The organism is Rheinheimera texasensis DSM 17496 (assembly GCF_000711985.1).
Lineage (GTDB): Bacteria > Pseudomonadota > Gammaproteobacteria > Enterobacterales > Alteromonadaceae > Pararheinheimera > Pararheinheimera texasensis.
This window is the reverse complement of sequence record NZ_KL544005.1, coordinates 1311423-1330661: the sequence shown is the minus strand read 5'-3', so window position 1 is coordinate 1330661 and position 19239 is coordinate 1311423. Positions and strand designations below refer to the sequence as shown.

Genomic DNA, 19239 nt, shown 5'->3' with positions numbered 1-19239 from the left:
TCACTGTATATACTCCCAGTATTCACTGTATAGGCATTCAGCACCATGCGACCACTGACACCAAGACAAGCCGAAATTTTGCAACTTCTGAAAGATTATCAGGCCCAGACCGGTATGCCACCAACCCGTGCTGAAATTGCCACGCAACTAGGATTCAAATCCGCAAATGCCGCTGAAGAACATTTAAAAGCGCTGGCAAAAAAAGGCTTTATTGAGATGTTGCCCGGGACCTCAAGAGGGATCCGGCTGGTGGACGACGCTGCAGATGATGCAGCAAACGAACCGGAAATTCAGGGTTTACCATTGGTCGGTCGGGTTGCCGCCGGTCAGCCGATTCTGGCAACTCAGCATATCGAACAATACCACCAGATAGACGCCAATCTGTTTCATCCACCGGCAGATTTCCTGTTAAAGGTTTCTGGTATGAGCATGAAAGATATCGGAATTCTGGACGGCGATTTGCTTGCCGTGCATAAAACAACTGAGGCCCGTCAGGGAGAAGTGATTGTTGCCAGAGTCGATGAAGATGTCACAGTGAAGCGATTCCGCAAAGATGGCCAGTTTGTTTACTTACACCCCGAAAACAGCGACTTTAATGTGATAAAAGTAGATTTAACCCAGCAGTTTTTTGCGATAGAAGGTTTAGCTGTAGGTGTTGTACGGACTCAGACCTGGTGATTTATAATTAAAATCATTGTATTAGAGAGAAGCGCCTTAGTTTTTTTGACTAAGGCGCTTTTTTTTCGTTCTTTCCTTGGCTTTTTGTCGATTATGTCTAATTCTTAAGCAGAACCTGCCAAAACAAATGGTCAGATAAAAGATCAAGGCTGGTTTCTTACAGGAAAAAATAACAACGATAAGTTGCAGAATCGGGATGCAAAGTTGTGGGCGCGTCGGATTCTGGCAACAGTTTTTGCAAAACTGACAGAGGAGACGTGCTGTGGCGAACACGATGTATCATCGTTGCTCGCTGCTTGCCTTGTTGTGTGTCGATTCGGCTATCGCCGCAGAAATGCCCCTGAACATGACCCGGGGGGTAACGGAAATCAGTCAGAAGGTCTATGACCTGCACATGACTATTTTCTACATTTGCTGCGCCATTGGCCTGGTGGTTTTTGGTGCCATGTTTTGGTCCATTCTTCATCATCGCAAAGCAAAAGGTGTGCAGCCTGCGCAATTTCATGAAAGCACCAAAGTTGAACTGCTTTGGACCGCAATTCCCGTCGTCATTCTGGTTCTGATGGCGATTCCTGCGACCCGAACCCTCATTGCCATGGAAGATACCAGCAAATCAGAAGTCACAGTCCTGGTTACTGGTTCCCAATGGAAATGGCATTACAAATACCTTGAATATCCGGTTGAGTACTATTCGCTGCTTGCGACACCAGCCAAACAAATCCAAAACAAACTGCGCAAAAACGAAAACTATCTGCTTGAGGTCGACCGGCCTCTGGTTATTCCTACCGGCAAGAAAGTACGGTTTCTCATGACCTCTGATGACGTGATCCACTCCTGGTGGGTGCCGGCGTTTGCTGTGAAAAAAGATGCCAATCCAGGCTTTATCAACGAAGCCTGGACTCAGGTAGATCAACCGGGTACTTACCGCGGGCAGTGCGCGGAGCTGTGTGGCAAGGACCATGGTTTTATGCCAATTGTGGTTGTTGCGAAGACTCCTGAGGATTTTGATAGCTGGATACGGGTCGAAGGAGAACGACTTGCCAAGCTGAAAGCCGCAGAGCAGGAGTTGCTGTCGATGCAAATGAGCATGACTGACGCTATGGCAATGGGCGAAAAAGTCTATCAGGGCTATTGCGCGGCTTGTCATCAACCAACGGGCACTGGTTTACCCGGCGTGTTCCCGGCTTTAAAAGGCAGCAAAATGGCTACTGAAACTGGCCGAAAATCAGACCATATTCAAATTGTTCTGAACGGAAAAGCCGGGACTGCGATGCAGGCATTTGGCAAACAACTGAGTTTGCAGGAAATTGCTGCCGTCATTACGTACGAGCGTAATGCCTGGGACAACAACACCGGCGATCTGGTCCAGGCTGCAGATATTCAAGCAGCCAAAAACGGACAGAAGGAGTAAGGCATGAGCACCATCTCAACAGACACCCATCAGCATGCCGGACCGCACGATGCAGATCATGGCCACCATCATCCGCCGGCTGGCTTTAAGCGTTGGTTTTATACGACGAATCACAAAGATATCGGGACTTTATACCTGTTGTTTGCTTTGACGATGTTTTTCATTGGCGGATTAATGGCGATGGTGATCCGTGCTGAATTATTTCAGCCAGGGTTGCAATTGGTACAACCGGATTTTTTCAACCAGATGACCACTGTGCATGGGCTGATCATGGTGTTTGGTGCCGTGATGCCAGCCTTTACTGGCTTGGCAAACTGGCTCATTCCCATGATGATAGGCGCGCCGGATATGGCGTTGCCGCGGATGAACAACTGGAGTTTTTGGATCCTGCCATTCGCCTTTGCCATTCTGCTGATGTCATTGTTTATGGAAGGTGGCGGTCCTGGTTTTGGCTGGACCTTTTATGCACCGCTTTCGACCAAATACAGTGGCGACAGCACGGCACTATTTGTATTTTCTGTCCATATTATGGGTATTTCCTCTATCATGGGCGCGATCAACGTCATAGTGACCATTTTTAACCTGCGTGCCCCGGGGATGACATGGATGAAAATGCCGCTGTTTGTCTGGACCTGGCTGATCACTGCCTTTCTGCTGATTGCGGTAATGCCGGTGCTGGCCGGAACAGTGACTATGGTGCTGACCGACAAGTACTTTGGTACCAGTTTCTTTGATGCCGCCGGTGGTGGCGACCCGGTCTTGTTCCAGCATATTTTCTGGTTCTTCGGTCACCCTGAAGTCTACATCATGATTCTGCCGGCTTTTGGCATCGTCTCCAGCATAGTGCCGACTTTTTCCCGCAAGCCGTTATTTGGTTATGCTTCGATGGTGTATGCCACTTCCAGTATTGCATTGTTGTCTTTTCTGGTGTGGGCGCACCACATGTTTACCACCGGGATGCCGGTGTTCGCAGAGCTGTTTTTCATGTACTGCACCATGTTGATTGCAGTGCCGACCGGGGTCAAAGTCTTTAACTGGGTTGCCACTATGTGGCGCGGAGCTTTGACCTTTGAAGTGCCTATGATGTTCGCGATCGCCTTTATCGTGTTGTTTACCATTGGCGGTTTTTCCGGGCTGATGCTGGCGATCACTCCGGCGGATTTCCAATACCATGATACTTACTTTGTCGTAGCGCATTTCCACTATGTGCTGGTGACCGGAGCCATTTTCTCGATTATTGCGGCGGCTTATTACTGGTTGCCAAAATGGACTGGCCATATGTACGACGAGACATTGGGGCAGTGGCATTTCTGGTGTTCACTGATCTCGGTCAACTTGTTGTTCTTCCCGATGCATTTTGTCGGACTGGCGGGCATGCCACGGCGCATTCCGGATTATGCCCTGCAGTTTGCTGACTTTAATGCGCTGATCAGTATCGGCGGATTTGCCTTTGGTCTGTCACAGCTACTGTTTTTGTGGGTGATAGTCAAATGTATTAACGGCGGTAAGCCGGCGACCAATCAGGTATGGGAAGGTGCCGAAGGTTTGGAATGGCAGCTGACATCTCCGCCGCCATACCACAGTTTTACCACACCTCCGGATGTGAAATAGGACAGCATCATGCAGGCACCAGACCATCTGCCGTTATTACGCAAACTGCTAATCATCACTGTATTGATGTTTGGGTTTGGGTTTGCGCTGGTGCCATTGTATGACGTGTTTTGTGACCTGACCGGACTCAATGGTAAAACCAGCACTATGGCTGCGACTGCTGATCGGGCTATTAAGGATCAGCAGCGCACTATCACTATTGAGTTTTTAGCCAAGCCGGATCCGAAAATGCCATGGCGGTTTGAACCGGAGATCCGGCAGATTCAGGTACATCCGGGTGAAATTAAAGTCGTGCACTATGCCGCTGAGAATCCGACTTCAGCGCTGATGGTTGCACAGGCGGTACCCTCAGTGTCGCCGGGTCAGGCCGCTTTATATTTTAACAAAATGGAATGCTTTTGCTTTCAGCGCCAAACACTCAAAGCTGGCGAGAAGCTGATGATGCCACTGCAGTTTTATGTTGACCCGGCGTTGCCGGAACAATTTTCAACCATCACGCTGTCTTACACGATGTATGACGTAACCCAGCATAGTCCGGCCGCGACAGGTGCGGCTGTTTATCAGACGGGGAAGTAACATGGCCAAGACATATCAACATTATTACGTACCGGAACAAAGCCCATGGCCGATCGTCGGCGCAGTAGCGCTGTTTTTACTGGCATTAGGTGCCGGACATTTTGTCAACGAAGTGACCCGCGATAAGCAAGGCCACGGCGAATACATGCTGTTGGCCGGTGTGGCTTTGCTACTGTTTATGCTGGTCGGCTGGTTTCGTAATGTGATTGATGAATCAATGGGCGGCTTGTACAGCGATCAAATGGACAGGTCATTCCGGCAGGGGATGAGCTGGTTTATTTTCTCCGAAGTCATGTTCTTTTTTGCTTTTTTTGGTGCGTTGTTTTATGCCCGGATGATTGCGATGCCATGGCTTGACGGCGAAAGTAACAATGCGATGACTGCTGAGATCCTGTGGCCTGAATTCAGTGCCCACTGGCCGATGACCAAAACGCCGGGCGGGATCGAAACAACTGCGATGCCCTGGCAAGGGTTACCGCTATACAACACATTAATCCTGCTGGCATCTTCAGTCACACTGCAGTTTGCCCATGTGGCATTGGAGCAAGGGAAGCGCCTGCAATTGCGGCTGATGCTTTTGCTGACCATCTTGCTTGGCGCCAGTTTTCTGGGGCTGCAGGCCTATGAATATATGCATGCCTATCAGGACCTGAATCTGCGTCTGGACTCTGGTATTTATGGGAATACTTTCTTTTTGCTAACCGGTTTTCATGGCTTACATGTGACTTTAGGAGCCATCTTCCTGACTGTGATTTGGCTGCGGATCATGCTGAAAAACCATTTTACCGCACATAACCATTTTGGTTTTCAGGCGGCAGCCTGGTACTGGCATTTTGTCGATGTAGTCTGGTTGTGTTTGTTCGTGTTTGTGTATGTGTTATAGCGCCGGTGAGGGCAGACCCTGCAAGGTCGCAGGGTCTTTCGGGCGGGTTTAGTATGGCCGTTGATGAGGTTCAATCCAGCCCATGGCCAAAGCCAGAATAATCAGCGCCATGACAACGACGGAGAACATCACCCGCCGACCCAGATGCTTCGACATCGACGCCTGATTCGGATCATTTTTTAACATCAGATATAAAGCGCGAAACAGCTGAAAGACAACAAAAACTAATAAAGCGACCAACACAATTTTAATCAGCATGACAGGTGTCCTTATGACGCAACCCACAGATTTGTCAGCAACTTCTGCCGCAAAGTCATGGCAGTATTTCGCTGTGCTGATAACTGTGGCGGCATTTTTACTGTTAAGCAAGTTGGCCTGGTGGCAATGGCAGCGGGCAGAGGAGAAAACCCGGCAGTTACAGCAAATTGCCAGCTGGCAGCAACAGGATGGGGTGCCGGTTACACAGCTGAAGGAGTTGAGCTTGCCTGCGCTGGACGGTGCGCCTCTCAGGGGGCAGGTACGTTGGTTGTCGCCTTACATCTGGTTGCTGGACAATCAAATCGTCAATGGCAGAGTGGGTTACGACGTTGTGGTTCCGGTGCAGGCGCAAGACAACAAGTTTTTGCTGAATTTAGGCTGGATAGAAGGGCGATCGGACCGGGCGGATCTACCTCAGGTTGCCATTCCGGAAGTCATCGAATTACAGGGTGTGCTGCGCACAGAGCCACGGCCTTTCTTGCTTGGGCAGAATATCGAAAGTGGTAACGGCTATCCGCAGCGGATCCAGGCGGTATTGCCACTACAACTGGCTGAAGCCAGTGGTCTCCGGCTGGCAGACGCTGTGTTTTATCAGCAACAAAGCAGTTTTATTCCGCACTATAAGCCGGTGACCCTGCCACCGGAAAAGCACCGTGCTTATGCGCTGCAATGGGCACTGCTGGCTGTAGCTGTGGTGTTTGTTGCCTTAGCAGTCAGATATCAGCGAGGTCAGCATGAGTAAACAACGTTTCCTGAGTTTGTTTCTGTTGGTTGCCGCTGTGCCGGTGCTGTTGGCGCTAGTGATGTTAAAAAGCGGCTGGTATCAGGCCGGGGTCAACAACAAGGGTATTTGGTTTGATCAGGAAGTGCGGTTACTGCCGGCGATCACACCATCACAGGCGCACTGGCGTTTGGTGTATTTGCAGCCCCAGCACTGTGACCCAGCTTGTGTGGCAGTTGAGCATTTGATGCAACAAATAGATTTGGCACTTGGCCGCAAACAGGATCAATTGGATTTGGTGGTGCTGACAGAAGGTACCGCAAGGCAAACGCCTGACAACCCACAGATGAGTTTTATCCAGCGTTCTTTCGCCGGGCTGGCAGCGGGTAGCCTGATGATTGTCGACCAGCAAGGTTTAGCGCTGTTGCATTATCCGCTACCAGATGCAGCCGAGCAGTTACCTTTGCTAGGTAAGGATGTCATGGCAGATCTACAAAAACTGCTGAAATTTGACCGGGGGCCAACATGATGTGGATAAGAAGACTTGTCAGCTTTGCCATTGTTCTAACCATGGTCGTGATTGTGTTGGGAGCCTATACCCGACTGACTGACGCCGGTCTGGGATGTCCGGATTGGCCGGGTTGCTATGGTTTTTTACAGGTGCCACAGGACCATCATGCTGAGATTGCCGCCAGCCGTTTTCCTGAGCGGCCTCTGGAACCGCACAAAGCGCGTAACGAGATGGTGCATCGGTATTTTGCCGGCACACTGGGGCTGGTTATCGCCGGTATTTTTCTGCTGAGTTGCTGGCAACAACGCAAAGTGCAGTTATTGCCAGCCAGCTTATTGCTGCTGGTGGTGTTTCAGGCTGCGCTGGGAATGTGGACAGTAACGCTGAATTTATTTCCGTTGGTAGTGATGGGGCATTTACTCGGTGGTTTTACCTTGCTGACGCTGTTGTGGCTATATCGTCGGCAGCTAACACAGACGGACAGCTCTGCTCTCGTCGTGCCACTACGGTTGCGGCGGGCAGGCACATTAGCCTGCGCGGTGTTAGTCGGTCAAATTGCTCTGGGCGGCTGGACCTCGGCGAACTATGCGGCTTTGGCCTGTGTGGAATTGCCGCTTTGCCATAGCGGCTGGACCAGCCAGTTACGAATTGCTGAAGCTTTTGACTTGCATTTGGGACACGACAACTATGAGTTTGGCGTGATGAGTAAAGAAGCACGGCAAACCATCCATGTGAGCCATCGGCTCGGTGCAATTATGACCGTGCTGGTGGTTGGATTTTTTGCCTGGCAACTGTGGCGTTTCAGTCGCACTTTGCCAGTATCGGCAGCGCAATTGCACCGACGACAGGCGCAGTGGGTGTTATTGCTCTTGTTATTGCAGTTCTGCCTCGGTGTTTTGAATATATGGTGGTTGTTACCACTGCCTAACGCGGTGGCGCATAACTTCGTCGCGGCGAACTTGCTGGCGGCAACTGTACTGGCCCGTTATGGCTTACGACAGCAGTGTCAGGCACCAGTCGCAGGCACTGCACCTCAATACCTTTCTTCAGGCAGGAGTCCGGCATGAACATCAGCAGAATCGCAATGGTGCAGGAGCTTCGCCAGACCTGGCGTGACTATTACCAGCTAACTAAACCAAAAGTTGTGGCTTTGCTGTTGTTAACTGCCTGGGTGGGCATGTGGCTGGCACCAGCCACTGCATCACAACCAGGGCTGATGTTAATTGCCTTAACTGGCATTGGTCTGTTGTCAGCCGCAGCAGCAGCTCTGAATCATGTACTGGACCAAAACATTGACGCAAAAATGGCCAGGACACAACGTCGCCCGGTGGCGACAGGAAGGGTCAGCCCACAGCAGGCGCTGGCTTTTGCCTTGAGTCTGGCGATTGCCGGTTTTGCGTTGTTGTATGAATTCGTCAATCCGCTAACCGCCTGGTTAACGCTGGCCAGTTTGTTTGGTTATGCCGGTGTCTACACCATGTTCCTGAAGCGCGCCACACCGCAGAACATCGTCATAGGTGGTTTAGCTGGCGCTATGCCGCCGTTGTTAGGCTGGACCAGTATTACCGGGACTTTGTCGGCGGAACCCTGGCTGCTGGTGATGATTATTTTTGCCTGGACGCCGCCGCATTTTTGGGCGTTGGCAATTCACCGGCGCGACGATTACGCCAAAGTGAATATGCCGATGTTACCGGTCACCCATGGGATTGAATTCACTAAAACCGCGATCTTGTTGTACACGCTGTTGCTGACGCTGGTCTGCTTAATGCCCTATCTGGTGGGGATGTCTGGCTTGGTCTATCTCATCGGCAGTCTCGGCCTCAACCTTGGTTTTATGCTGCATGCCTGGCGGCTGAAATTTGGTATTGATCCAAAACAAGCCATGCAGACTTTTCGTTTTTCCATTTACCATCTGATGTTGTTATTCTTAGTGCTGATCCTGGACCAGCAATGGTTCTGGCGCTGGAACTAAGGGAGTAATATGCAAAAAGTCTGGGCAGTTTTGTTATTGGTTGCAGCCTTAGCCGCTGGTGTTTTGGTATACCGGCAGTTACAGGTGCCGGCTGAGTTTTCCAACGTGTTGATTTACCCGACGCCACGCGAGATGAAGTCTTTTCAGCTCACCAGCCATACTGGCAAGCCTGTGAGCCGTGAGCAGTTAAATGACCACTGGACTTTGGCTTTTGTTGGCTACACTTTTTGCCCTGATATTTGTCCGATGACCATGGCGATGTTGTCTGGCAGTTATGCTGCATTAAGCGAAGCTTTGCCGGCTGGCCAAAAGCTGCAACTCTGGTTTGTGTCGGTGGATCCAAAACGCGACACCGTAGCGCAGCTTGGCAATTACGTGGGGTACTTTGAACAACCGGCCATCGTCGGGCTGACAGCAAATCATGATCAACTGTTCCCATTTGTCCGAGAACTGGGTCTGATGTATGCCATCAGCACCACGACGGACGAGGATTACCGCGTCGATCACAGCGCGTCCATTGTGCTGCTCAACCCAAAGGGTCAGCTGGTAGCAATGTTTAAACCGGAAATGTCACTGGAGCAAAACGCAGTGCCAGTGGTGACTAAAACACAGTTACTGCGCGACTTTCCGGAAGTGCTGAAGGCTTTTGCGCCTTAAACAGTGAGTTATTTAACAAATACCCAGGGCTGCGAGAACCAGTAAAAATAACCCGGTTTACCTATGCTTGGTGCAGTGCAGTTGTATCTGTTGTGATAAAGCTTGAGTGGCGCAGTAGCCTGCACACTAAAAGTATCCGCATCCAGCCATTTGACTGGTAACGCTTTGCCATCAAAGAAACAATGCAGGTTCTTCGGCTTAAAATCGCTGCTGTCGACGCTGAGCGTCAGCAGTGGCGGGTTCTGGCGGCTGACCGGATCTGCGCCGCTGTAATCTGTCACAGGCAGCGCCAGAGTTTTGAGCTTAGGCACAAAGTGTTTCATCGCGGCAAACTGACTGGATGAGGGATAACGCGGGATACGGGTCAGCGCGACGCCCGGTCCAACGGCTCCTGATTGTTGACCTATACCGATAAAACCCAGTTCACTCACCAGCTGTTCCAGTTCGGCACTGAAATCGCCATAAGGATACGCCAGCCATTTGCGTTGTTGTCCGAGCTTTTCTTCCAGTTGTTGCTGCGCCAGCAGGATGTCGGTTTTTACCCGTTGCCGCCACTCAGCTTTAGTTTCGCCTTTGTTTGGCACGGCCAGACGGTGATGGTAAGAGCTGTGATTGGCGATGATCACGCCTTCCTGCTGCATAGTCTGGATTTGTGCCCAGCTCAAAACCGGGCCTTCACGACGGTCAATCAGCGCAGGACCCAGAAACATGGTGTAGGGGTAATTGAATTCTTTTAATATCGGCCGGGCATTAGTGAAAACATTGGCAAAGCCATCGTCGAAAGTAATAGCGACGGCATTGTCCGGCACCGGTTTTTGCTGGATCAGGCCATTGATAATGACGTCCAGACTGACCACCTGATAACCCAAATCTTTTAAATGCTGCATTTGCTGGCGGAATTCTGACGGCGTCACGCTGGTGCTGCGCGGTGTGTCAGTGGCGACATGGTGGTATTGCAAAATAATAGCAGCATGAGACGTAGCAGAATTGCACAACACAACGGCGAGCGCAAAAACGAGGGCGAGCAATTTATTCATCGTCAGACTCCTGCAATAACGCAACACCGATGCGTTGTAACAATATCAGCAGATAACTGGTAAGGGTCAGGACAAAACAGCCAAGCCATATCCATTTCACCAGCAAAAGTATCAGAGTCTGCTCCGCAGGTATCAGCCACAGCGCGACCAACAGCAGCCAAAACAGCACCAGACCTTTAACAAAAAAGCGGCCACATTGGGCCGCTGTCAGAGGAAGTTTGGGCATAGCTTAATAGTACGAATGCTCGCCGCGCTGGTGGTCAGTCACATCACGCACACCAGACAATTCACCGTGGAAGCGATTCAGCAGTTCTTTTTCGATGCCTTCTTTTAAGGTTAAGTCGACTTGAGAACAACCGTTACAGCCACCGCCAAACTGCAGCACAGCAACGCCGCTGTCAGTCAGTTCAACCACAGACACCCGGCCACCGTGATTGGCTAATTGCGGATTAATCTCGGCGTCGATGACATACTGCACCCGTTCTTTCAGCGGAGCGTTGTCACTCACCTTGCGCACTTTGGCATTCGGCGCTTTTAACGTCAGCTGCGAACCCATCTGATCGGTAACAAAATCGATTTCTGCGTCGACCAAGAACGGTTTGCTGTCGGCATCGATGATGGCGTCAAAGCCGTTAAAAGGCACCGTCAGGTCTGTTGATTCGACCGCATCCGGCGGGCAATAAGACACGCCACATTCCGCGGAAGCCGTGCCGGGATTGACCACAAACACCCGGATGTTGGTGCCGCTGGCCTGCTTTTCTAACAGTTTAACAAAATGCGCTTGCGCCGATTCGGAGATGATGATCATCAGTAGTACCTGACTAAATTACTAGGTTAATGCCTATGATACGCCCGCAAACCGGCCTTGCCAAGCCTGCTTGAGTGGCAGCAGGCTTTATTGCTAAGGTGAATACTTAGTTTTCAGGAGGATAGCCGGTGCGAACTTTTACTCTTTCTCTGTTGATGGCGACTGCATTTTTTCATCCTGTGCTGCAGGCACAGAATGCCCCTGTGGTGCCCGCTCCGTCGGAGGTGCTGGGCTTTGAACCCGGTCAGTGGCATGCGCGCCATGACCAGCTCGAGGCTTATTTGCGTGCCGCCGCTGCAGCAGCGCCGGATCGCACCCGCTTTGACATTATTGGCCGGACCCACGAGCAGCGGCCTTTATTGCAGCTTATTCTGAGTTCTGCCGCCAATATGCAGCGACTGGAGCAAATTCGCGAAGCGCACCTCGCGGTCAGTCGCGGTGAAAAACAACCTGATCCGACGCTGCCAGCTATCGTCTGGCTCGGTTACAGCATCCACGGCAATGAAGCCAGCGGCGCCAATGCCTCGCTGCGGGTTGTTCATCAGCTGCTGACTTCGACAGATCCGGCGGTCAAAAACCTGCTCGACAACAGCATTATTTTGCTGCAACCCAGCCTGAATCCGGACGGTAACGACCGTTTTGCGACTTGGGTCAATATGCATCAGGGCACTGCACCGGTTGCAGATCCGCAACATCGGGAGCATGTTGAGCCATGGCCGAATGGCCGGCCGAACCACTATTGGTTTGATTTAAACCGTGATTGGTTGTTACTGCAGCATCCGGAAAGCCGGGCCCGTATCGCGCAGTTCCACCGCTGGCGGCCACAAATAGTGGCGGATTTTCATGAGATGGGCACCAACAGCACCTTCTTTTTCCAGCCCGGCATTCCAAGCCGTAACAGCCCCTTTGCACCGGAATCGACTATCAAACTGACCAATCAGCTGGCGCAATTCCATGCCAAAGCACTGGACGAGGTGAACCGGCTATATTTCACTGAAGAAGCTTTCGACGATTTTTATGTTGGTAAAGGCTCCACATACCCGGATGTGCACGGCAGTGTTGGCATTTTGTTCGAGCAAGGCAGCAGCCGGGGCCACCTGCAGGAGAGCCTGCAGTCGGAACTCAGTTTTAGCTTTGCCATCGACAATCAGTACCGCACGTCGTTTTCAACGCTCAATGGCGCCGTAGCGCATAAACAGGATTTACAACAAGCGCAGTATCAGTTTGCGCAGAAGTCCAAAGAGCAGGCCCGGCTTGATCCGGTGCGTGGTTATTTGTTGCGTGAAGCGGCCGATCAAAGCCGGCTTGCGGCACTATTGAAGTTGTTAAAACAACACCAAATTGCCGCTTATGCACTGACCGAAGATTTCCAGATTAACGGCAAAACCTTTGAGGCCGGCCACAGTTATTTCGTGCCGGTAGAACAAAGCCAGTACAACCTGCTCAAAGCGGCCTTTAATACGGATACCAATTTCCGCGACAACACCTTTTATGACGTGTCAGCCTGGACCTTGCCGTACGCCTACAACATCGATTTTGCCGCCAGCCGCAAAGCGCCGTCAGAACTTGCAGCTGAAGCCTGGACCGAACCTGCAGCCACAGCACAGACGTTTAATGATGGTGCTTACGCTTATGCGCTGCCATGGGCTGATCAACAGGCACCAGTGCAAACTGCGCGTTTATTGCAGGCAGGTTTTCAGCTCAGAGTGGCGCCGAAGGCATTCAGTGCTATGACGGCACAAGGTGTTCAGCAGTTTGCTGCAGGTACTGTGCTGCTGCCCGCGGGTTTGCAAGCTGAAGGCTGGCAGCAAAAGCTACGCGAATTTGCCCAGAAACAGCCGTTAGCGCTCAGTGCATTAACTTCAGGCCTGACGCCGCAAGGCCAGGATTTGGGCAGTAATCAGGTCAAACCGCTGGTGTTGCCGGAGGTTTTATTGGTGGCAGGCCCTGGCATCAATTCAACGGAAGCCGGTGAACTGTGGTTTGCCATTGAGCGTCTGGCGGGCGTATCACCATCGATGGCCGAACCGGCACGGCTGAAACGCCTCGATCTGGCACGCTACAGCCATATTCTGTTACCGGATGGCAATTACAACAGCTGGGGCGATGCCGAAGTGGCGCAGTTGAAAGGCTGGCTGGAACAAGGCGGTGTGTTGTGGGCACAAAAAGCGGCAGTCAGTTGGCTGGCGGAAAAAAATCTGCTGCAAGCCAAGCTGAAAAAAGCCAGCGAGTTAAGAGCCTTAGTCACTATGACCGCGCCAGCTTACCAGGACAAAGAACAGTTGGCTGGTCGTCAGCGTATTGCAGGAGCGATTTTCCAGACTGACGTCGATCTGAGCCATCCACTGACTTTTGGCTTGCCGCGTCAGCAACTGCCGGTGTTTAAAAATGATCTGTTATTGATGGAGCCGGCTGAACAGCCTTTTGTTACCGTCGCTCGTTATAGCGATCAGGCACAGTTAGCCGGTTATGCCGATCCGGCGCTGGTCAATGTATTTCGTAATAGCGCCACAGTGCTGGCGCACAATGTTGGCGAAGGGCGTATTGTCGCGATGACAGACAACCCGGTATTCCGCGGTTATTTTGTCGGCTCAGGCCGGTTATTGGTTAACAGCCTTTATTTTGGCAAGTTGTTCGACTCTGGCGACGACAGTGGTGACGGCGACGAGTAGAGCCAGGTCTGAGTACCGGGCGCCGGTGTGATGGCCAGTGTGACTACGCCAACTCGCTGCACGCCGGCCTTTCGCAACAGTCGACTGAGCTGATTCAGCGTTGCGCCTGTGGTCAGCACATCGTCAACCAGCAATATTTGCGTGGGTAATGTTGCGTCCGCCGGTGATTTGAGCCGGAACTGGCGGCGCAGCTGAGCCCGGCGCGCACTGGCGCTGGCGCCAAGCTGATGCGGTAGATGACTTTGCGCAACAAAAACATGCAGCAACGGCAAGCCGCTGACTGCAGCTACTGTGGCTGCAAGCTGTCGGGACTGATTAAAACCGCGCTCACGCAGCCGTTTGGCATGCATCGGTACATAAGCCACCGCAGCGAACTGGTCCTGCAAGCGCCAGTGCGGCAGAGCCAGTGCCAGCTGCTGGCGTAACAGCTGGCCGCAGGCCAGTTCCTGCTGCAACTTCCACGCGCTGATAAAATGACTCCAGGGCTGCTGATACCAGCTTAAACTCCAGACCGCATCAAACTGCGGCGCCTGCAGCCCTCTGTTGATTGCCGGCAGCTGCAGCGCATTGCCGTTTAAAGACCAGTACAGCCGCGGTAAAGCGACCTGACAGTGATCACAAAGCTGTTCGCCGGGCTGATGCACCGGAAAATCACACCATAAACAACAATTTGGCAGGCAAAGGTGCAAAAAGCGCTGCAGCAGCTGCTTTAACGCAGGCACAATAGTGATCTGAATGGCCATCACAATCCTTGTGATTAGATATTTTACATAAATTTAACTATGACGCTGAATGCTGAAAATACCAAACCGACAGTAGTGCTCATTCATGGCTGGGGTTTAAATCATGCGATCTGGCAGCCTGTCGCGGACGTGCTTGCTGCGGAATATCAGGTGCTGGCGCTGGATTTACCCGGCTATGGCCTGGCGACGAACTATCCGGAACCTTATAGCCTGGCGGCGATCACCGACCAGCTGGCGGCGCAGATCCCGGCGCAAAGCTTTGTGCTCGGCTGGTCGCTCGGTGGTCTGGTGGCAACTCAGCTGGCATTGCGGCATCCGGCAAAAGTGCGGTCGCTGGCATTGGTCGCCAGCTCGCCGTGTTTTCTGCAGCAACCGGACTGGCCCGGTATGAACGCGCAGGTGATGCAGCAATTTGCGGGGTCCTTATCTGCTAATCTGGCGCTGACCGTGGAACGTTTTCTCGCGATCCAGGCGATGGGCAGCGACACTGCACGACATGATATCAAGCAGCTGAAGCAGGCGGTACTGAGCTTGCCATTACCACAGGCGCAGGTGCTGGCGGCTGGTCTTGAAATTCTGGCCACGACCGATTTACGTCCGGAGCTTGCCAAGCTCAGTATGCCGCTGTTTGGCTGCTTTGGCCGGTTGGATTCGCTGGTGCCGGTGGCGATGACCACTATGTTGGCAGAGCTGGCGCCACGCGCGCAGATTTCAGTGCTGGCCAAGGCGTCGCATGCGCCTTTTATCTCGCACCAGACTGAGTTTTTGTACTGGATCAGACAGTGTTTACAGGCTTAGCGGCCACTGTAAAGTTGTTTGGCCGGATCCAGATCAGAAAAACGGCAGAAAATTGCCGCTAAAGTGGCGGCAATTTGCCATTTTCCTTGTCTCAACTGCATGAGTTGGTTACTATTTAATCATAGGTTCATGTTGTGGAGATCCGCCGATGGAATTACAGTCCGCGTACAACTCAGGTTTGCAGGGTTTTCAACGCGCCTCCAATGGCATTACGGAAGCTACTGTGAATATCAATCGCGAAGCGATTAACCAGCAACGCGCCTTAAATGCCCAGCAATCCAATGCTGCAGCGCAGCAGCCGGAACCTGTCCAGCCACAGCCGAAAACGCCAGCGCTGGAACAAAGCCTGGTGCAACTCACCACAGAATCACTGTATGCCGAAGCTAATGTGCGGTCGATTAAAACGGCTGACGAAATGCTTGGCACTTTGATTGACGTCAGTGCCTGAGGACTAGAGCAACATGGCCATCACGTCGGTCTACCCTAATGTCACACCCTATGTCGGCAATCCGGCTGTGGATTTGGCACGCCGGGAAAACCTCAAACGTGACATCATCGAACCTGTTGCGCAGATGGAACGTAACGCCGCAGAAAAGGGCGTGATTTCCGAAGATAAAAGCCGTAATTCGCCACAATACAATAATCCGACTTACACGGACGAGTTAAAGAATCGCGGTACTGAGCTCAAAGAGGCAATCGAGGGTCGTTCGCAGGAACGAGACCCGGAAGGGCGTTCTGAGCAGGATAGTTCCGGGCAATCCGGCTCTGGTCGTGATGATCAACAAAGCGCCAGTGAACAGCGCAAGCTGGACGAACTGAAAAAACGCGATGCAGAAGTCCGTGCCCATGAACAGGCGCATGCTAATGCCGGTGGCGATTTAGCTGCTTCTCCGAGTTATGAGTTTGAGTTAGGGCCTGACGGCCGGCAATATGCAGTGGGTGGCGAGGTCAATATCGATTTGGCGATGGTGCCAGGCGATCCGCAGGCAACCATCATCAAAATGCAGAAGGTCAAAGCGGCGGCTTTGGCACCGGCAGATCCCTCCTCGGCGGACCGGCGTGTAGCAGCCGAAGCCACACAGCGCGTGTTACAGGCTCAGGCTGAATTAGCGCAGCAAAATATAGTTCTGAATAACCCGCCGGCAGCAGATGCAGATTATTGGCTGGAGCAAGCCGACGAACAACAGCAAGAGCAAAACACAGGTACCAGCAGCCAGAACTATTTGCAGCCAGATGCGCAGCAGTTGGAACCCGGGCGGCCAGTGAATAAAGGCCCGCAGGTCGAGCAGCGCAGTCTTGAGCTGGCAGCATTGATGCAAAAACGTAGTCAGGTGATCAGTGGCTACTATCAGCAAGCAGTGCAGCCTCAGGACAGGCCGTTATTACTGACCGCCTGAAACCATGGTTATCAGCCAGACAATAAAAACGCCGTCAAATGACGGCGTTTTTATTGGGCTGCAAGCAGATACAGACGTTACTTTTTCAGCTTGGCCAGCGCTGCGGCAAAGGCATTACCCATCGCGGCATTGCCATTGTCTTGTTGGCGCGGTGCACCTTGCGGCCGGTTGCCAGCGGACTTAGCCGGCGCTGCACGTTCTTTGGCGCCACCTGCTGTTTTTGGCTGTGGCTGCTCGTCCATCCGCATCGTCAGCGCGATGCGTTTCCGTTCGATTTCCACTTCCAGTACTTTAACTTTGACGATATCGCCGGCTTTGACCACCTGGTGCGGGTCCGACACAAATTTTTCGGTCAGCGACGAAATATGGACCAGACCATCCTGATGCACACCAATGTCAACAAAAGCGCCAAAGTTGGTGACGTTTGTGACCACACCTTCCAGCTGCATGCCCGGTTTTAAATCGGCCATGGTTTCCACGCCGTCTTTAAACTGCGCTGTTTTAAACTCCGGCCGCGGGTCGCGTCCTGGCTTGTCCAGTTCCTTCAGGATGTCGCTGATGGTCGGAATACCAAAATGCTCGTCAGCGAATTCAGCCGGGTTAATCGACTTCAGGAAACTGCTGTTACCGATCACTGCGTCGACCGGCTGTTGGTGTTTGGCCAGAATTTTCTCAACCAGCGGATATGCCTCCGGGTGCACTGCAGATGCATCAAGTGGATTGGTGCCGTTGTTGATCCGCAGGAAACCTGCCGCCTGCTCATAGGCCTTAGGGCCAAGGCGTGGCACTTTGAGCAAGTCACGACGTTGCATAAAACGGCCGTTGCTGTCGCGATACATCACGATATTTTGCGCCAGCGTTTTATTCAGGCCTGCAACACGGGCGAGCAGCGCTACAGAGGCGGTATTTAAATCCACACCAACGGCGTTCACGCAGTCCTCAACCACAGCGTCCAGCGATTTGGTCAGCAGGCTTTGGTTCACATCATGCTGATATTGGCCAACACCAATGGCTTTAGGTTCGATTTTGACCAGCTCGGCCAGTGGGTCTTGTAAGCGACGACCAATCGACACTGCCCCCCGCAGCGATACGTCCAGATCCGGGAATTCCTGCGCGGCCAGTTCTGAAGCTGAATACACCGAAGCACCGGCTTCCGACACCATGATTTTGCTCAGTTGCTGTTCTGGCAGCATTTTAATGACGTCAGCTGCCAGTTTGTCAGTTTCGCGGGAAGCGGTACCGTTGCCGATAGCGATCAGTTCGACTTTAAATTGTTTGCAGTAAGCAGCCAGAGTTTTGACTGACTTGTCCCACAAGTTTTGTGGTGCATGCGGGAAAATGGTGGTATTGGCGACCAGTTTACCGGTCTGGTCAACGACGACCACTTTTACACCGGTGCGTAGGCCCGGGTCGAGGCCTAGCGTGGCGCGCATGCCGGCCGGTGCGGCCATCAATAAATCTTTCATATTGCGGGCAAATACGGCGATGGCTTCTTCTTCGGCTTTTTCGCGCAGCTCACCGAGCAAGTCATTTTCCAGCTGCAGATGCAGTTTCACTTTCCAGGTCCATTGCACCACAGTGCGGATAAAAGCATCAGCGGCGCGGCCCTGCTGGCGCAGGTCAAAATGGCTGGCGACCATCTGCTCACAGCTGGCGTGGGCGCTGGTTTCATCGGCGTCTGGCTGCAGCTGCAGGTTCAGAATGCCTTCATTGCGGCCACGGAACATTGCCAAAGCACGGTGTGACGGCACGTTTTTCCAAAGCTCTGTGTGGGCAAAATAATCGCGGAATTTTGCGCCTTCGGTTTCTTTGCCGGCAACCACAGTGCTTTTTAACACAGCATGCTGCGCCAGATGACGGCGCAGTTTTGCCAGCAGATTGGCGTCTTCGGCAAAACGCTCCATCAGAATGTATTTAGCGCCGTCCAGGACGGCTTTCACGTCGGCAAAACCGGCTTCGACGTTGATGTAAGGCACCGCCGCTTGTTCCGGCACTAAATCGGCGTCGGCTAATAATGCATCGGCCAGCGGTAACAAACCGCCTTCAATGGCGATTTGGCCTTTAGTGCGGCGTTTGGCTTTGTATGGGCCGTATAAGTCTTCCAACCGGGTTTTATTGTCGGCGGCCAGAATGTCCTGCTCCAGCGCCGGCGTCAGTTTACCCTGCTCGTTGATCGTACGCAGGATCACCTGCCGGCGGTCTTCCAGTTCGCGCAGATAAGTCAGGCGCTGTTCCAGCGTCCGCAGCTGCGTGTCGTCCAGACCACCCGTTACTTCTTTACGGTAACGGGCGATAAAAGGCACTGTGGCGCCTTCATCCAGCAGCTGCACTGCAGCATTGACCTGATCCGGACGGGCTGCGATCTCGGCAGCGATCTGTTTGATAATCATCGACATGGTGTTATTGAGTTCCTTGCGAAGCAGCGAGATGACGGACTGCTGCTGATAAAGTGACGGCTATTGTCATACGGCTACACAAAAAAATCCATCCTGTGACGGCTGACAGC

General features: G+C 52.4%; 20 protein-coding genes. 14 read left to right on the top strand and 6 right to left on the bottom strand.

Features of this window, described 5'->3' with window-relative positions:
* The first annotated feature begins 45 nt into the window (after nucleotides 1-45).
* The 5 genes from lexA (at nucleotide 46) to Q399_RS0116435 (ending at nucleotide 5159) form a co-directional block, all read left to right on the top strand.
* Complete coding sequence (gene lexA / locus Q399_RS0116455; protein WP_031570340.1) at nucleotides 46-678, top strand: transcriptional repressor LexA; 633 nt, start codon at nucleotides 46-48, stop codon at nucleotides 676-678.
* A gap of 262 nt (nucleotides 679-940) precedes the next feature.
* Complete coding sequence (gene coxB, locus Q399_RS0116450) at nucleotides 941-2089, top strand: cytochrome c oxidase subunit II (protein WP_245612901.1); 1149 nt, start codon at nucleotides 941-943, stop codon at nucleotides 2087-2089.
* Nucleotides 2090-2092: 3 nt separating this feature from the next.
* Nucleotides 2093-3700 (top strand): cytochrome c oxidase subunit I, encoded by a 1608-nt coding sequence (gene ctaD, locus Q399_RS0116445; protein ID WP_031570336.1) that lies wholly within the window; start codon nucleotides 2093-2095, stop codon nucleotides 3698-3700.
* Nucleotides 3701-3709: 9 nt separating this feature from the next.
* Nucleotides 3710-4276: a cytochrome c oxidase assembly protein gene (locus tag Q399_RS0116440; RefSeq protein WP_031570334.1), complete on the top strand. Its 567-nt coding sequence runs from the start codon at nucleotides 3710-3712 to the stop codon at nucleotides 4274-4276.
* 1 nt (nucleotide 4277) lies between these two features.
* Complete coding sequence (locus Q399_RS0116435) at nucleotides 4278-5159, top strand: cytochrome c oxidase subunit 3 (protein WP_031570331.1); 882 nt, start codon at nucleotides 4278-4280, stop codon at nucleotides 5157-5159.
* Between the two features lie 48 nt (nucleotides 5160-5207).
* Here the strand turns inward: Q399_RS0116435 and Q399_RS0116430 are convergent, their stop codons facing one another.
* Nucleotides 5208-5417 (bottom strand): DUF2909 domain-containing protein, encoded by a 210-nt coding sequence (locus Q399_RS0116430; RefSeq protein WP_031570328.1) that lies wholly within the window; start codon nucleotides 5415-5417, stop codon nucleotides 5208-5210.
* A gap of 13 nt (nucleotides 5418-5430) precedes the next feature.
* Between Q399_RS0116430 and Q399_RS0116425 the strand changes: the two genes are divergently transcribed.
* The 5 genes from Q399_RS0116425 to Q399_RS0116405 are packed head-to-tail and all read left to right on the top strand — an operon-like array spanning nucleotide 5431 to nucleotide 9278.
* A complete protein-coding gene (locus tag Q399_RS0116425) occupies nucleotides 5431-6159 on the top strand; it encodes an SURF1 family protein (RefSeq protein ID WP_031570326.1) in 729 nt (242 codons plus the stop codon).
* Nucleotides 6152-6667 carry a hypothetical protein gene (locus tag Q399_RS0116420; RefSeq protein ID WP_031570323.1) on the top strand — a complete coding sequence of 172 codons (516 nt, stop codon included), beginning with the start codon at nucleotides 6152-6154 and terminating at the stop codon, nucleotides 6665-6667. Before Q399_RS0116425 ends, Q399_RS0116420 begins: the two co-directional genes overlap by 8 nt.
* Entirely contained in the window at nucleotides 6664-7716 is a 1053-nt protein-coding gene (locus Q399_RS0116415; protein ID WP_031570320.1) for a COX15/CtaA family protein, read from the top strand. Before Q399_RS0116420 ends, Q399_RS0116415 begins: the two co-directional genes overlap by 4 nt.
* Nucleotides 7717-7718: 2 nt before the next feature.
* Nucleotides 7719-8621 carry a heme o synthase gene (cyoE, locus tag Q399_RS0116410; RefSeq protein WP_422784853.1) on the top strand — a complete coding sequence of 301 codons (903 nt, stop codon included), beginning with the start codon at nucleotides 7719-7721 and terminating at the stop codon, nucleotides 8619-8621.
* A gap of 9 nt (nucleotides 8622-8630) precedes the next feature.
* Nucleotides 8631-9278: an SCO family protein gene (locus Q399_RS0116405; protein WP_031570314.1), complete on the top strand. Its 648-nt coding sequence runs from the start codon at nucleotides 8631-8633 to the stop codon at nucleotides 9276-9278.
* A gap of 8 nt (nucleotides 9279-9286) precedes the next feature.
* Here Q399_RS0116405 and Q399_RS0116400 read toward each other — a convergent pair whose 3' ends face one another.
* The 3 genes from Q399_RS0116400 to nfuA are packed head-to-tail and all read right to left on the bottom strand — an operon-like array spanning nucleotide 9287 to nucleotide 11123.
* The gene (locus Q399_RS0116400) at nucleotides 9287-10315 is read right to left on the bottom strand and encodes a polysaccharide deacetylase family protein (RefSeq protein WP_031570311.1); all 1029 of its coding nucleotides are present in this window, start codon (nucleotides 10313-10315) and stop codon (nucleotides 9287-9289) included.
* A complete protein-coding gene (locus Q399_RS0116395; RefSeq protein WP_031570309.1) occupies nucleotides 10308-10541 on the bottom strand; it encodes a hypothetical protein in 234 nt (77 codons plus the stop codon). The genes Q399_RS0116400 and Q399_RS0116395 overlap by 8 nt, the downstream gene beginning before the upstream one ends.
* 3 nt (nucleotides 10542-10544) lie before the next feature.
* Nucleotides 10545-11123: a Fe-S biogenesis protein NfuA gene (gene nfuA, locus Q399_RS0116390; RefSeq protein WP_031570306.1), complete on the bottom strand. Its 579-nt coding sequence runs from the start codon at nucleotides 11121-11123 to the stop codon at nucleotides 10545-10547.
* Nucleotides 11124-11251: 128 nt separating this feature from the next.
* On the opposite strand from nfuA, the gene Q399_RS0116385 reads away from it, so the two are divergent.
* Nucleotides 11252-13795: a M14 metallopeptidase family protein gene (locus Q399_RS0116385; protein WP_031570302.1), complete on the top strand. Its 2544-nt coding sequence runs from the start codon at nucleotides 11252-11254 to the stop codon at nucleotides 13793-13795.
* On the opposite strand, the gene Q399_RS0116380 is transcribed toward Q399_RS0116385, so the two are convergent.
* Nucleotides 13741-14538 carry a ComF family protein gene (locus Q399_RS0116380; RefSeq protein WP_051686090.1) on the bottom strand — a complete coding sequence of 266 codons (798 nt, stop codon included), beginning with the start codon at nucleotides 14536-14538 and terminating at the stop codon, nucleotides 13741-13743. The genes Q399_RS0116385 and Q399_RS0116380 overlap by 55 nt on opposite strands.
* A gap of 39 nt (nucleotides 14539-14577) precedes the next feature.
* On the opposite strand from Q399_RS0116380, the gene bioH reads away from it, so the two are divergent.
* From bioH to Q399_RS0116360, 3 genes are all read left to right on the top strand, one after another.
* Entirely contained in the window at nucleotides 14578-15336 is a 759-nt protein-coding gene (gene bioH, locus Q399_RS0116375; protein ID WP_031570296.1) for a pimeloyl-ACP methyl ester esterase BioH, read from the top strand.
* A gap of 148 nt (nucleotides 15337-15484) precedes the next feature.
* Nucleotides 15485-15784: a hypothetical protein gene (locus Q399_RS0116365; RefSeq protein ID WP_031570293.1), complete on the top strand. Its 300-nt coding sequence runs from the start codon at nucleotides 15485-15487 to the stop codon at nucleotides 15782-15784.
* A gap of 13 nt (nucleotides 15785-15797) precedes the next feature.
* Complete coding sequence (locus tag Q399_RS0116360; RefSeq protein WP_031570290.1) at nucleotides 15798-16733, top strand: putative metalloprotease CJM1_0395 family protein; 936 nt, start codon at nucleotides 15798-15800, stop codon at nucleotides 16731-16733.
* A gap of 77 nt (nucleotides 16734-16810) precedes the next feature.
* Here Q399_RS0116360 and Q399_RS0116355 read toward each other — a convergent pair whose 3' ends face one another.
* A complete protein-coding gene (locus Q399_RS0116355; protein ID WP_031570287.1) occupies nucleotides 16811-19129 on the bottom strand; it encodes a Tex family protein in 2319 nt (772 codons plus the stop codon).
* Nucleotides 19130-19239 lie beyond the last annotated feature (110 nt).

What these genes read in the sequence shown, in the direction of transcription:
- lexA (WP_031570340.1), top strand. Translation starts at nt 46, where the DNA reads ATGCGACCACTGACACCAAGACAAGCCGAAATTTTGCAACTTCTGAAA.
- ctaD (WP_031570336.1), top strand. Translation starts at nt 2,093, where the DNA reads ATGAGCACCATCTCAACAGACACCCATCAGCATGCCGGACCGCACGAT.
- Q399_RS0116440 (WP_031570334.1), top strand. Translation starts at nt 3,710, where the DNA reads ATGCAGGCACCAGACCATCTGCCGTTATTACGCAAACTGCTAATCATC.
- Q399_RS0116435 (WP_031570331.1), top strand. Translation starts at nt 4,278, where the DNA reads ATGGCCAAGACATATCAACATTATTACGTACCGGAACAAAGCCCATGG.
- Q399_RS0116430 (WP_031570328.1), bottom strand. Translation starts at nt 5,417, where the DNA reads ATGCTGATTAAAATTGTGTTGGTCGCTTTATTAGTTTTTGTTGTCTTT.
- Q399_RS0116425 (WP_031570326.1), top strand. Translation starts at nt 5,431, where the DNA reads ATGACGCAACCCACAGATTTGTCAGCAACTTCTGCCGCAAAGTCATGG.
- Q399_RS0116420 (WP_031570323.1), top strand. Translation starts at nt 6,152, where the DNA reads ATGAGTAAACAACGTTTCCTGAGTTTGTTTCTGTTGGTTGCCGCTGTG.
- Q399_RS0116415 (WP_031570320.1), top strand. Translation starts at nt 6,664, where the DNA reads ATGATGTGGATAAGAAGACTTGTCAGCTTTGCCATTGTTCTAACCATG.
- Q399_RS0116405 (WP_031570314.1), top strand. Translation starts at nt 8,631, where the DNA reads ATGCAAAAAGTCTGGGCAGTTTTGTTATTGGTTGCAGCCTTAGCCGCT.
- Q399_RS0116400 (WP_031570311.1), bottom strand. Translation starts at nt 10,315, where the DNA reads ATGAATAAATTGCTCGCCCTCGTTTTTGCGCTCGCCGTTGTGTTGTGC.
- Q399_RS0116395 (WP_031570309.1), bottom strand. Translation starts at nt 10,541, where the DNA reads ATGCCCAAACTTCCTCTGACAGCGGCCCAATGTGGCCGCTTTTTTGTT.
- nfuA (WP_031570306.1), bottom strand. Translation starts at nt 11,123, where the DNA reads ATGATCATCATCTCCGAATCGGCGCAAGCGCATTTTGTTAAACTGTTA.
- Q399_RS0116380 (WP_051686090.1), bottom strand. Translation starts at nt 14,538, where the DNA reads ATGGCCATTCAGATCACTATTGTGCCTGCGTTAAAGCAGCTGCTGCAG.
- bioH (WP_031570296.1), top strand. Translation starts at nt 14,578, where the DNA reads ATGACGCTGAATGCTGAAAATACCAAACCGACAGTAGTGCTCATTCAT.
- Q399_RS0116365 (WP_031570293.1), top strand. Translation starts at nt 15,485, where the DNA reads ATGGAATTACAGTCCGCGTACAACTCAGGTTTGCAGGGTTTTCAACGC.
- Q399_RS0116360 (WP_031570290.1), top strand. Translation starts at nt 15,798, where the DNA reads ATGGCCATCACGTCGGTCTACCCTAATGTCACACCCTATGTCGGCAAT.
- Q399_RS0116355 (WP_031570287.1), bottom strand. Translation starts at nt 19,129, where the DNA reads ATGTCGATGATTATCAAACAGATCGCTGCCGAGATCGCAGCCCGTCCG.